The organism is Paludisphaera mucosa (assembly GCF_029589435.1).
In the GTDB taxonomy this organism is placed as follows: domain Bacteria; phylum Planctomycetota; class Planctomycetia; order Isosphaerales; family Isosphaeraceae; genus Paludisphaera; species Paludisphaera mucosa.
The window spans coordinates 276,714-288,797 of the sequence record NZ_JARRAG010000002.1 but is presented as its reverse complement, the minus strand read 5'-3'; the positions used below and the strand labels follow the sequence as shown (position 1 = coordinate 288,797).

The following is a 12,084-nucleotide window of genomic DNA, read 5'->3' as shown; positions in this document are numbered from 1 at the left end:
CGACGGCTACCGTCGCGGAGGATGCGTCCACACGCTACGGAATCGCAAAAGACACGGCGTCCGCCCCGGGCGTCGGCAGGGCAGGAGTCAGGAACGATGGGCCGCGAGTGTCAAGTCAGCGGGAAGAAGACGTCGTTCGGCAACCACAAGACCGAGCGCGGCAAGGCGAAGTACCTCGGCGGCGTCGGTAAGAAGACGACGGGCATCAGCCGCCGCACCTTCAAGCCCAATCTGCAGTGGATCAAGGTCTGGCTGCCCAACGGCAAGACCTCCTACATCCGCGTGGCCACCTCGGTCATCCGCAGCGGCCAGTTGACCCTCGAGGTCGACGGCAAGATGCAGACCTTCCCCCTGATCAAGGCCTCCAAGGGGAGCGCCGCCGCCCGCGCCAACCTGAAGAACCTCTACCCGATCTGATCGGGTCGAGGAGCCGGCGCCCGACCATCAAGCGGAGCCTCGCGCCCGACGCGCGAGGCTCCGCTTTCGCGCGCGCTTCGCGTGATCGAGCAGGTTGTGGAACCTACGTCCGCCGGGCCCGGCGCGCGCGAAAACGCCGAACCATCCGGGCGTGGCTCGGCGGGATCCGCGTCTTCGGGGAAAAATGCGCCGCGATCGGTCGAGGTCAGAAGGGCATGCGGCCCGGAGCACCGTTCTTGAAGTGCTCGGCCAGGCATTCTTCGTGGACCTTGTGGGTGGGGACCGACAGCTTGCACATCGGGCAGATCGTCAGGTTGATCGGCGTCAGGGCGTCGTGACTCCGTCGATGACCCTTGGCGGATTTGGATTTACGTCTCTTGGGTACGGCCACGTCAGCATCTCCGACTTTCAAAGCGATCAGCGCGGACTTGGGACGAAAGGACTATTATCCGGGATCCTCCGGGAATTGCAACGCGATCCGCGAGATCAAGGTCGCGTCGGAGCCTTCTCCGGCAGCCTGACCCGGGCCAGGTAGATCGCCGTCTTCCCCTCGTGCGAGGCGTAATAGCTCACCCAGAGCGTCCCCTCGTGCAGCGCCAAACCGGGGTAGCTGGTGTCGCCGCCGGAGGGGAGGGCGAGGAACTCCGTGAGCGTATCGGCGTCGGGGTCGAGCCAGCAGAGCGCCGTGTGGACCCTGGGGGCGAGGAGCCGACCGCCGGCCACGATTCGGCCGTCCGGAAGACGGAGTAGGGCGGGGCCGCCGAGGTGGACGCCCAGGTCCTTCCAGGTCCATTCCGTGTACGGCGGCCGGGATCGGCCGAGCTGGTCCGTGTTGGGCCGGCCGTCGCGACGCAGCAGGCAGAGCGCGGTCCCGTCGGGCAGCCAGGCCAGGGCCGACTCGTTGGGCTGGCCCTGATCGAACAACGTGGGGACGAGTGGCGCGAAGGTCGCGCCGTCCTTGCTGGTATAGAGCCGGGTGGAATGCGAGCCGTCGGTCGCGTAGCCCACGGCGTAGGCCGTCCCTTCGTGCCAGGCCGGCCGCCAGATCCAGACGTTCGGGTCGCCGATCGGATGCGGCTCCGACCAGTCGCGGCCGTCGCGCGAGAACCAGGCGAACGACTGATGCTTGTGCGTCGCCGGCGGGCGCTGCGTCAAGGCCGCCGCCAGCATCAGCCGGCCGTCGGGCGTGATCGAGAGCTTGGGGTCGCGCAGGTCCCCCGGCTCGGACGCGATCCGCGCCGCCGACGTCCAGGCCTCGCCGTTCGTCGACGTCAGGACCCGGATCGCCCCGTCCGGCGAGACGTGCCCCGTCCCCTCGCGGAAGGTCAGGAACCATCGGTCCCGGAACCGGACCAGGTCGGTGAACGCGTTGTGATTCGCCCCATCCCAGACGCGTCGCACGTCGACGATCTCGGCCCGGGAGGGCTCCGCCTGGAAGCTCGCGAGGCCCAGCGACAGGAGGACGAAAGGCGTCATGGGGAGGACTCCGGAGGGGCGATCGTCAGGGGCGTCATCTTCAGGATAACGCGTGCAACCGTCGATTCCGACCGGGCATCCCCCGTGGGCGGAGCGGTTCGGGACGGGATAAGCCAGGCCGCCTGGAAAGGCGGTTTCGGCCCGCGGTTTCTCGTAGTCGCCGTTCGTGAACGGCGGGACGCGACGCTGGACTCGGAAGTCGGACGCCGACTCGACCGCAAGGCACGGCGAAGGGTCGTGCGAGACATCGAACCTCGCGATTTCGGCAGCCGTCCCTCATGGCGGCGATCGAAGACTTCTTCGACTTACGCGGCGGTTTCGGACCCGACCGGCATGTCGACCGGATCCCGCGCCGAGCCCGCCGGATCCCTCCCCGACGGGGCGGCCAGGCCGCCCGGCCCCCGAGTCGGAGGGATGGATTGACTGATCCGATTGATGGAAATATGAGTTTTAACGAGTTTGACGGCGAATAGCTGGACTTTTCCTAGAAAGTAGGCCTGGGGGGTTGGCATTCGGGGATTCATCTTATACCCTACGTTTCAGCACCCCTGCGAAGCCACCGTCGTCCTTCCTGGTGGTTTGAACCACGATTCAGAGATTCGACACACACTCGATTTCCATCCCCGTAGGAGATTTGATGATGAAGCGGCACCTGATGGGTCTGGCTCTTGGCGCGCTGGTCGGTTCTTTCGTCCTCGGCGGCAGCGCCCAGGCCTGTCACAAGAAGAAGGCCTGCGCGGCTCCGACCCCGGTCTGCGCCGCCCCGGTCGTCGAGACCTGCGCCCCGGCCCCGGTCGTCGAGACCTGCGCCCCGGCCCCCAAGAAGCATTGCTTCAAGCTGCCCACGATGAAGCTGCCCAAGCTCGGCTGCGGCGGCTTCAAGCTCCACGGCCACAAGGCCGCCCCGGCCACCTGCGCCCCGGCCGCCGAGGTCGCTTACTCGGCCCCCGTCTACGAGGCCGCCCCGGTCTACGCCGCTCCTCAGCAGATCCTGGCCGCCCCCCAGGCGACCGGCCAGAACTGAGCATTGGTCCGCGATCTGCGATCGCAGGCATGAACCCCGGCCGGCTGCGAGCCTCCTCGGCTTCGCTCCCGGCCGTGTTCATTTCGAAGTCGCCGCCGACCCCGCCGGTCTCGACCCGGTGGGCGGTCGCCGGTTGGCCGGCCGCACGGAGTCGGCGATACTCGACCCGGGGCGGGATCGCCGCGATTCCTCCCGGGGCGGATCGCCGCGGGGCGGCGTCATCGGCCCGACTTGCGAGGCATCCATGAAAACGCATCAGTCTCCGCGCTCGTCGTCACGGTCCGCGGCGTTCGCGATGGCGACGGCCGTCGGCCTCGTCTCGGCGGCGGCCCTCGGCGGCGACGAGGCGAAGCTCGCCAGGCCGTTCGCGGCCGAGTACTACTACAAGGCCAAATGGGGGGCCGCCGACGAGTTCCTCGCGCTCTTCCGCAAGAACCACTACCCGGTCCTGAAGAAGCGGATCGAGAAGGGGGACCTGCTGAGCGTGACGATGATCAAGCCCCGATACCACGGCACCGAGGACGGCCGATGGGATTACAAGGTCACCATCGTCTTCAAGGACGTGCAGGCCGCCCACGCGCCGGCCGAGGAGGAAGAGGCCATCAAGGCGCAGCTCTTCCCCGACCAGAAGACCTTCAAGGCCGAAGAACGCCGACGGTTCGAGATCCTCGACGCCCACTGGGACGTCCCGATCGAGGAAGTCAAGCTCGATCCCTGATCCGACGACCGGCCTGTTCAGGCGCGACCGGCGGTCCCCGCCGGTGAGCCGATCGGGGCCCGGTCGCGCCTCGGGCGGGAACGCCTACTCGCCGGAAACGACCGGCACCGCTCCCATCCGCGTCGGGGCGCGGCTGAGGAGGTTCTGGTAGCTCGCGAAGGGGAGCCGGACCGGCACCTGGCCCTCGTCGATCGGCACGAGCGTGATCCCGCCCTGGCCGATCTCGAACTCGCGGGTGACGAAGCCGTGGTTGCTCCCCCGCGCCTTGGCCACCGTCATGGCGCGGTGCATCGTGTCGCCCAGCTCCACGAAGTTCAGCAGGATGATGTTGTCGAGCAGCGGGGCGATGGGGAAATCGGGCGTATAGCTCGATATGCCGAACAGCTCGGGGTTCTCGCAGTTCAGGAACGTCGTCATCAGCCGTTGCTTGCAGTAGCCGACCAGCGCGTGGCAGAAGTCGCGATACATCTGGGGATCCTGCACGGCCATGCTGTAATTGGTCATGCTGTCGATCACCAGGCGGTCGATCTGCTGCTCCTCGATGGCCCGGATGATGCGATCGAAATGGACGTCGATCTCCAGCTCCTGGGGATTCTCGTAGAGGAGCTGAACCATGCCGGAGTCGACGTGCTCCTGGAGGTCCAGGCCGATCAGCCTGGCGTTGCGGAGGATCTGCGCGGGATGCTCGTCCACCGAGACCAGCAGGCCGCTCTTGCCCTGGTTCTTCGCCCCTTCCACGAGCAACTGGGCCCCGAAGACGGACTTGCCGATCCCCGAGACGCCCACCAGCATGGTGACCGATCCGGCCAGGAGGCCGCCGCCCATCAGGACGTCGAGCGGCTCGAAGCCGATGGCCGAGCGCTGGATCAGCGACGTCGGCTGGACGTGCGACTCCATCCGCCGGACGCGGGCCTGGACGCGGCGGAACACGAGCAACCCCCGGCCGTCCTCGATGCGCAAGGTGTGCAGCCCGGTGTCGTAGTTCTGGCCCCGGCTCTTCTTGACCTCGAGGCTGCGGAACATGCCCCGCCGCCGGTACTCGCGCCTCAGGACGATGACGGTGTCGGCCACATACTCGGAAACCTCCAGCGCGACGGAGTGTTCCTGGTTTGCGAGCATCTCGTGCGAGAGCATCACGGTGAGGTTCTCGCGCTGGAACGCTTCGGCCAGCAGTTGCAGCATCTCGCGGTAGTTGGCCAGCCCGCCGACGCCGTTGGGGGCGACGGCGACCGCCTGCAGCAGGGAGACGCCGTCGATGAAGATGCGATGGGCCCCGATCTCGGACACGGCCTCCAGCAGCAGGCTGTCGGGCGAGCGCACTTCCTGGCTGAGGACCTGGGGCGTCGTGAAGACGAACTTCACCCGACCCTCTCGCTGCAGCTCGTCGAAGTCCCAGCCGAAGCAGTCCGTGTCGCGGATCAGCTTCTGGGGGCTCGTCTCGAACAGCACCACCACGCCGGGCTCGTCGAAATCGACGGCGCCCCGGTAGATGAACTCCAGGCCTATCAGGGTCTTGCCGGTGCCGACGGACCCTTCCACCAGGATCAGGTTCCCCTTGGGGATCCCGCCCAGCAAGATCTCGTCGAGGCCCGAGACGCCGGTCTGGATCAAGTCAGCTTGAGCCATGGTCGCCCTCCCCCCCCGCCGGGGCGCGGCCCGGTGATCTGGGGGCGATTTCCATCGCGCCGCAGGATGTCCATCATCTCCAGCCGTCCCTGGCGATGATCCGCCATCTTGAGGAGGTGATCGAGGATCTGATCGCCGCGAGGGTCGCCCGGTCCCCGAAATTCGTACAGCCGGACCCCTTGCGAGGCCCGTGAACGCTTCGCCAGCATCAGGTGTTCCAGCCGGCTCAGGGTCTCCATGACCGCGGCGACGGTGTAGCCCAGGAGGTGGGCGATCTGCTCCGCGCCGGCCAGGCTCGCGTGATGCCGATGCAGGAAGACCAGAACGTCCCACTGGCAAAGCTGGTCGATGCCCAGGGCCTGGAGGCAGTCTTCGGTCCCCAGGTCCACCGCGTCGTCTTGATCGGCCATGTTCGACCCTCCTGGTCGCCAGGCGACCGAGGTCGGCCGGATCGTTCGGACTAAATCACGTATGCTTGATGATATCCAAGAGTGTTGAAGAAAGATAGGGGGGTGGCCTGGGTTTGTCACGCACCGTGCCGAAGGTCGAAACGCCCGGTGCGGCCGGATCGGACCGCGACCAACGTCGCCTTGCCACGGCGCCCTTGAGTCGGCAGGAACCTCGTCCGGTCGTCGATTTCCAGCCGGTCGGCCTGCATGATCGCCCGCCGATCCTTCCCGTCCCCCTCCGATCGCCCGACGCCGAAACGCAGTTCGCTTCGCAGGAAGCCCTCGACCAGGTCTACGACGAGGCGAGCTACGCGCAGTTCCTGAACGGGGCCGTCCCGAGCCGCCGTCATCCCCCAGGGATGAGGCGTGGGCGCGGGAGATCTTGCCGGTCGCGGAGCGAGGGCTCGGTCGGGGTCAGAATTCCCAGACGCGGCGGCCCTTGAGGAACATGGTGACGTAGCCGTCCTCGCTGACCTTGAGGACGGGGCCGTACTGCGAGGCGGCGAGGGCGGCGAGGGTGCGGGCCCCCTGGACGGAGCGGCCCAGGTCGAGGACCTCGGGGTTGATGCGGAGGATCGCGCCGAAGGTCACGAGCATGCCGTCGGGGTCGGCGACGACGGCCCCGTCGAGGCTTGCGATCGCCTCCAGGACCGTGGGCTCGAGCTGGCTGACGGTCATCCCGCGGACCGCGTGGTGGAGCGCCCGCTTGGCCAGCCGGGGCGAGAGGTTTTCGGGGTCCTGCGGGTCGTCGACGGCGATCTCCTCGTTCATGCGGTCGATGGGCGCGATGAGCTGGGGGATCGACTTCTCGGGGTCGCGCACGACGACGAGCAGGGCGCCCACGCGGGCCTCGCTGAGGTTGAGCGCGGCCTGGAAGAGGCGGCGGGCCAGGTCGCCGCCGCTGGAGTGCTCGACGGCCTCCTGCCAGACGGCGAACTTGGTGGGGATGTCGAGCAGCCGCCAGCGGCCGTCGCTGAAGCTGAAGGCCAGCTCGCCCTCGGCGAAGACCTTGATCTCCTGCGAGGGGGTCAGGACCACGCAGACGTGGCCGCCCGAGATCGTGGCGCGGGCGTGGCTCTGGTAGGGGCGGGGGCAGAGGTGGTCCTGGCAGCGCTGGACCTGGGTCCGCTCGGCCCAGCGGGCGATGTCGGCGATCCGGACCAGCTCCCCCTGGGGGTCGACGACGAAGACCGTGCGGACGCCGTCGCAGAGCCGGTGGAAGCCCTTGATGGCCGTCAGCCGGGCGTTGAACTGGGGCGCGCCTTGCAGGTTCTCGCGGCCGGGCGTGGTCGGGTCGTGGGACGTCCCCAGGAGCAGGGCGCCGGTGGTCACCCGCCGATTTTCATACGTCGAGAGCGCGGCGACCCGGAGCGCTTCGAGCGCGGCGGGGATGCGGAAGGGGCCCACGGTCGCCAAAAAATCGGCGATGATCAGGTCTTCGGTGAGGTAGTTGAACCGCTCGACGCGGTCGGCGATGTCCAGGTCGAACAGGGCGCGGAAGCGGTGGTCGAGGGCCCGCACGATGACGTCGATCATCCGCCGTTCGGCGAGGAAGAGCGGGATCGGGCTTCCGGGCTGGAAGGTCAGCCGCGTCCCCCGCCACTCGATGTCGATCGCCAGGCGGTCGGGGTCGTCGGTGATGCGGTAGGGGGCTTCCTGCATCACGACGTCCCAGTCGATGATGCTGCGGTCGCCCTGGATCTCGAGCACGGAGTCCGGGAAGAAATGCTCCAGCGTCCGCCGCATGACCGCCTGATAGAGGCCGACGACCTTCGAGGCGGGTCCGAAATGACGGTCGGGTCGCGCCTGCAAGGTCTGCTCCGCCATCGTCGCGGTCGCCGGCGCGTCGAATCGGACCGCCTTCCGCATCGTTTGTTCCGTCATCGCCGTACGGCCCTCCGTCCACCCGCCGACGTCCACCCAATCCTAGGGTCGGCCACCGAGAATACCAAGGGGCGGAGATTTGACGACGGGAAAAACCGATCCGCCGGGGCCGGGCGGTGATTTTCCTCAACCCGGGGGCGCAGGGGTCCGATGTTCGAGGGAGGCCCGCGTCCGTCTTGTCCCCTTCGGCGGCTCTTGCTAGGATTCGCCGCCCTCGCCCGGCCGACGGCCGCGGCCGAGAAGCCCCAGGGAAGGGCAGGCGCGTTGCGGCGGGCGATCGATCCGTCGGCCGGCTGACAGGGAGTATTCGCCCGATGTCCACTCGTCGTATATGGCTGCGTTCCGCGTCGGCGATCGGCCTCTCGGTCCTGGCGGGGCACCAGCTCTGGCGGCACGGCCACGACTACGTCTTCGCGGAGCAGTTCGCGGAGGTCGTCCCCGGCCGGATCTACCGCGGGGCCTGGCAGAAGGAATGGCCGATGCGGCGGATCGCCCGCGACTGCCGGATCAAGACGATCCTGGCCCTCGCCCACCCTTACGACAGCGCCATCGCCGTCAAGGAGCGGGCTTTGGCGAAGGAGCTGGGCATCCGCTGGGTCCACGTGCCGATCATCGACCAGCGCGACGCCGAGAACCCCAAGACGATCTTCGACCTCCTCGACGAGGCCGCCGGGGTGCTCAACGACTCGGCCAACCACCCGATCTTCTTCCACTGCCACCACGGCCTGAACCGGGTCTCGATGGTGCAGATCGCCTACCGGACGAAATACTGCGGCTGGAGCCTCGATCGGGCCAGCGACGAGGTGGCGTCGAGTTTCGGGCTGATCAAGGTCAACCACGGCCCCGACTACCGCACGATGGTCCAGTACTACGCCCAGAACGTCCTCCCCTACCGCGAGCCCGAGAAGGCCGTCGCCGCCGCGACCGAGGCGGCCCCCAGGGCCGGGACCGCGCCCACGCCGGCCGATTCCGTCCGCCGCTGACCGCCTCGCCGGGAGCCGGCCGGCGGAACTTGTCGAAAGGCCGCTTGATTCCCCGCCCCTGCGCCCTAGAATCAATGTTCATGGCGGGCCCTCGCCTGGGGCCCGCCTGAACGCGCGCTCTCGTCGGTTCGGCGTCGCTTTTGCATCGATACGCAGGTTTCCAAAGACACGGCTCGAAGGCCGATAAGGGAGGTTCCTCGATTGAACATCCGCCCCGCACGCGTCGGCGACGTCGCCGCCATCTACGAGTTGATTCGCAAGTTCGCGGACCGCAAGGTGATGATCCGCAGGTCCCTGGGCGAGTTGTACGAGTCGATCAGAGAGTTCCTCGTCGCGGTCGATGATGAGGAAGGCAGGGTCGTGGGCTGCGTGGCGTTGCACGTGTTCTGGGAGGACCTCGCCGAGTTGAAGTGCCTCGCCGTGGCCGAGGAGGCCCAGCGGGCCGGGGTCGGCCGCATGCTGGTCGACGCCTGCTGGGAGCAGGCCCGCGAGCTGGAGATCAACTCCGTCTTCGCGCTGACCTACGCCGTCGGCTTCTTCGAGCGCTGCGGCTACGGCCAGATGGACAAGGCCGACCTGCCGCACAAGATCTGGAACGAGTGCGTACGCTGCCCGCTCTTCCCGAACTGCACGGAAGTCGCCCTGATCCGCTCCCACAAGCCGGCGTCGAAGGCGGTCGAGGCCGTCGACGCCCTGGCGTTGGCCCCCGTCTGATCCCGGAGGGGGGCGGCTTCTTTGAGCGGCCTGGAATCGACTCGAAACCGCCCGGGCTCCCCGACCGATCCCGTCGGGGCGCCCGGGCTTTCGCCTTCCCAGGGACCTTCGCGCGGGCGATTGCTCGTCGCCTCGCTCCTGGTCGGCCTGGCGACGCTCGCCGTCATGCTGGCGACCGAGCCCCGGCTGGCGATCGTCTGGGACGAGGGCTACAGCCTCGGCCGCGAGGCGCGGCTGCGGACCTGGTTCCGGGCGCTCCGCGATCCTCAGGCGTTCGCGGCCACCTGGACGCCCCCGGTCGAGGAATACGTCCAGCAGCAGGGGGCGGGACCGCCCCGGCCCGACCAGGTCGACACCCGGACGAAACTCCTGTTCGACCCGGCCGTCCTGGCCTGGTTCTGGCCCTTCGCCCGCGAGGAGCCCCACGGCCACCCGCCGTTCTACGCGCTCCTCGGCCTGGTCGGCGACCTCTTCACGCCGGACCGCTCGGAGCTGGCCCGCGGCCGCCTGGGGCCGATCCTGCTGTTCAGCTTCGTCGCGGGCGCGCTGTTCCACTTCGTCGCCCGCCGCTGGGGATGGTGGGCCGCCGCGGCCTCGGCCGGCGCCTGGGTTTTGCAGCCCAACCTGTTCGGCCACGGCCACTATGCGTCGTACGACGGCCCGTTGAGCGCCCTTTGGCTGCTGGCGATCTTCGCCTTCGTCGCGGCCGTCGAGCGAGACGAGGACGGCAAGCGCCGTCGCCTCGTTTGGGCCTGGGCGGTCGTGCTGGGCCTGATCTTCGGCTGCGCGATGGCCGACAAGCTGACGGGCTGGTTCCTGCCGCTCCCCTTCCTGGTCTGGGCCGTCATCTTCCGGAGCCGCCGGGCGTTCGTCGCGCTGGCGGTCGGCCTGGCGGTCGGCCTGCTGGTCACGTACCTGCTCCAGCCCGCCTGGTGGTCGGAGCCGCTGGCGGGTCCCGTCCGCTTCTTCCGGTCGAACCTGACCCGGCAGCAGACGATCATGATCCCGATCCGGTTCCTGGGGCAGATCTACCGGACCCCGAATGAGTCGCTCCCCTGGTACAACACGGTCGTCCTGACCGCGTTCGCCACGCCCGTCGGGTTCCTCGTGCTCGCCCTGGCCGGGGCGTACCGGGCGCTGGCGAGGTGGAAGGCTGAGCCGGTCCTGCTGCTGATCCTCGGCCACTGGGCCTTCCTGCTGGCGCTGCGGGCGATGCCCCACACGCCCGGGCACGACGGCGTCCGGCTCTTCCTGCCGGCGTTCGGCGTCATCGCCCTGCTCGCGGGCCCGGGCGTCGAGCAGGTGCGGGCCTGGGTGGGGAGGGCGTCGCGCTGGCTCGTCTCGGCGAGCCTTCTTGAGGGGGTCGTCAGCGTCCTGGTGATGATGCCCGTGCCGCTGGCTTATTACAGCCCGATCGTGGGCGGGCTCCCGGGGGCGGTGGGGCTCGGCATGGAGCCGACGTACTACTGGGACGGCCTGGGCCCCGAGGCCCTCGCCTGGCTCCGCGCCGAGACGGCGCCCGGCCGGACGATCCGGTTCTCGACCTTCCCGACGTCGTGGATCTACCTTCGCACCACCGGCGAGCTGCCCCGGAAGGTCGCGCCGATCGACCGGGGCGAGCCGCAGTGGTACGTCCTGCAGAACCGGCCCGGGATCCTGAACCCCTGGGACCTCGCCCTGATCGAGCGGGCGAAGCCGGCCTACACCGTCGCCAAGCTGGGCGTCCCCCTGATCTGGATCTTCCCGTTCGAGGCCTACCAGGAGGCCTCGCGCGAGAACGCTCGATGAGCCTCGCGGCGGAGCATCGGGCGGTCTATCTCGCGGGCCCCACGGCCTCGGGCAAGTCGGCGGTCGGCGTCCACCTGGCGCGTCGGCTCGACGCCGAGATCGTCGCCCTCGACTCGATGACCCTCTACCGCGGCATGGACGTCGGCACGGCCAAGCCGACGCTCGCGGAGCGAGGAGGCGTGCCTCACCACCTGATCGACGTCCTCGACCCCTGGGAATCGGCCAGCGTCGCGCAGTTCCGGGAACTGGCTTTGGACGCGATCCGAGACGTCGAATCGCGGGGCCGGCGGGCGCTGTTCGTCGGCGGCACGGCGCTCTACCTGAAGGCCATGCTCCGCGGCCTGTTCGACGGCCCCGGGGCGGATCCCGAGGTTCGCAGCCGTTTGGAAGCCGAGGCCAAGGCCTCGGGCGACGCCGCGCTCCACGGCCGGCTGGCGGCGCTCGACCCGGCGACCGCCGCGCGACTGCACCCCAACGACCGCCGGCGGATCGTGCGGGCGCTCGAGGTCATCGAGCTGACCGGGATCCCCTTCAGCGAACTCCAGCGCCAGCACGGCCGCCCCGCGCCGGCGGCGACGCGGGTCTTCGCTTTGGAGCTTCCCCGACCGGTGCTGTACGACCGGATCAACGGCCGAGTGCTGGCGATGGTCGAGGCCGGCCTGCTGGACGAAGTCCGCCGCCTGCAATCGGCCCCGAAGCCGATGGGCGCGGTGGCGGCTCAGGGGGTCGGCTATCGCGAGACGATCGCCCACCTGGCCGGCGAGACCGACCTGCGGCGGACGATCGAGCTGATCCAGACGCGGACCCGCCAGTTCGCCAAGAGGCAGGGGACGTGGTTCCGGGGGCTCGCCGAGGTGACGCCGTTCGCGGTCGACACGGGAGAGCAGCCCGAGGCCGTCGCGGAGCGTCTCGCCGCGGCGATTGCGGCCGACGTCGAGCCCCCGAATCGCCGCGATTGACCTTCCGGGTCGGGCGGCGTTGTGCTATCTAACCGGCGGCGGCTCG

Annotated in this window: 13 protein-coding genes; 8 read left to right on the top strand and 5 right to left on the bottom strand. The window is 69.0% G+C overall.

What is annotated here, in order from left to right; all coding sequences use genetic code 11:
- The first annotated feature begins 96 nt into the window (after positions 1 to 96).
- Positions 97 to 417, top strand: coding sequence for a 50S ribosomal protein L28 (rpmB, locus tag PZE19_RS10655; protein WP_277860598.1), 321 nt, complete (start codon positions 97 to 99; stop codon positions 415 to 417).
- Positions 418 to 622: 205 nt separating this feature from the next.
- Here rpmB and rpmF read toward each other — a convergent pair whose 3' ends face one another.
- Both rpmF and PZE19_RS10645 read right to left on the bottom strand, forming a co-directional pair.
- Positions 623 to 808 (bottom strand): 50S ribosomal protein L32, encoded by a 186-nt coding sequence (gene rpmF / locus PZE19_RS10650; RefSeq protein ID WP_277860597.1) that lies wholly within the window; start codon positions 806 to 808, stop codon positions 623 to 625.
- A gap of 95 nt (positions 809 to 903) precedes the next feature.
- On the bottom strand, positions 904 to 1,893 hold the full coding sequence (locus PZE19_RS10645; protein WP_277860596.1) for a sialidase family protein: 990 nt from the start codon (positions 1,891 to 1,893) through the stop codon (positions 904 to 906).
- A 637-nt stretch (positions 1,894 to 2,530) separates the two neighbouring features.
- Between PZE19_RS10645 and PZE19_RS10640 the strand changes: the two genes are divergently transcribed.
- Positions 2,531 to 2,917 carry a hypothetical protein gene (locus tag PZE19_RS10640; protein ID WP_277860595.1) on the top strand — a complete coding sequence of 129 codons (387 nt, stop codon included), beginning with the start codon at positions 2,531 to 2,533 and terminating at the stop codon, positions 2,915 to 2,917.
- A gap of 244 nt (positions 2,918 to 3,161) precedes the next feature.
- A complete protein-coding gene (locus PZE19_RS10635) occupies positions 3,162 to 3,635 on the top strand; it encodes a hypothetical protein (protein ID WP_277860594.1) in 474 nt (157 codons plus the stop codon).
- A gap of 84 nt (positions 3,636 to 3,719) precedes the next feature.
- On the opposite strand, the gene PZE19_RS10630 is transcribed toward PZE19_RS10635, so the two are convergent.
- Entirely contained in the window at positions 3,720 to 5,261 is a 1,542-nt protein-coding gene (locus tag PZE19_RS10630) for an ATPase domain-containing protein (RefSeq protein ID WP_277860593.1), read from the bottom strand.
- Positions 5,243 to 5,671: a hypothetical protein gene (locus tag PZE19_RS10625; RefSeq protein WP_277860592.1), complete on the bottom strand. Its 429-nt coding sequence runs from the start codon at positions 5,669 to 5,671 to the stop codon at positions 5,243 to 5,245. The genes PZE19_RS10630 and PZE19_RS10625 overlap by 19 nt, the downstream gene beginning before the upstream one ends.
- Before the next feature lie 125 nt (positions 5,672 to 5,796).
- Here PZE19_RS10625 and PZE19_RS32900 point away from each other — a divergent pair, with 125 nt between their 5' ends.
- On the top strand, positions 5,797 to 6,153 hold the full coding sequence (locus PZE19_RS32900; protein ID WP_368411353.1) for a DUF4058 family protein: 357 nt from the start codon (positions 5,797 to 5,799) through the stop codon (positions 6,151 to 6,153).
- On the opposite strand, the gene PZE19_RS10620 is transcribed toward PZE19_RS32900, so the two are convergent.
- A complete protein-coding gene (locus PZE19_RS10620) occupies positions 6,125 to 7,594 on the bottom strand; it encodes a diadenylate cyclase (protein ID WP_277860591.1) in 1,470 nt (489 codons plus the stop codon). The two genes, PZE19_RS32900 and PZE19_RS10620, sit on opposite strands and share 29 nt — an antisense overlap.
- Positions 7,595 to 7,908: 314 nt before the next feature.
- On the opposite strand from PZE19_RS10620, the gene PZE19_RS10615 reads away from it, so the two are divergent.
- From PZE19_RS10615 to miaA, 4 genes are all read left to right on the top strand, one after another.
- Positions 7,909 to 8,577, top strand: a complete 669-nt coding sequence (locus tag PZE19_RS10615) for a protein-tyrosine phosphatase family protein (RefSeq protein WP_277860590.1) — start codon at positions 7,909 to 7,911, stop codon at positions 8,575 to 8,577.
- 201 nt (positions 8,578 to 8,778) lie between these two features.
- Positions 8,779 to 9,291 (top strand): N-acetyltransferase, encoded by a 513-nt coding sequence (locus PZE19_RS10610; RefSeq protein ID WP_277860589.1) that lies wholly within the window; start codon positions 8,779 to 8,781, stop codon positions 9,289 to 9,291.
- A gap of 120 nt (positions 9,292 to 9,411) precedes the next feature.
- Positions 9,412 to 11,079: a glycosyltransferase family 39 protein gene (locus PZE19_RS10605; RefSeq protein WP_277860588.1), complete on the top strand. Its 1,668-nt coding sequence runs from the start codon at positions 9,412 to 9,414 to the stop codon at positions 11,077 to 11,079.
- The gene (miaA, locus tag PZE19_RS10600; protein WP_277860587.1) at positions 11,076 to 12,038 is read left to right on the top strand and encodes a tRNA (adenosine(37)-N6)-dimethylallyltransferase MiaA; all 963 of its coding nucleotides are present in this window, start codon (positions 11,076 to 11,078) and stop codon (positions 12,036 to 12,038) included. Before PZE19_RS10605 ends, miaA begins: the two co-directional genes overlap by 4 nt.
- The last annotated feature ends 46 nt before the right edge of the window (positions 12,039 to 12,084 follow it).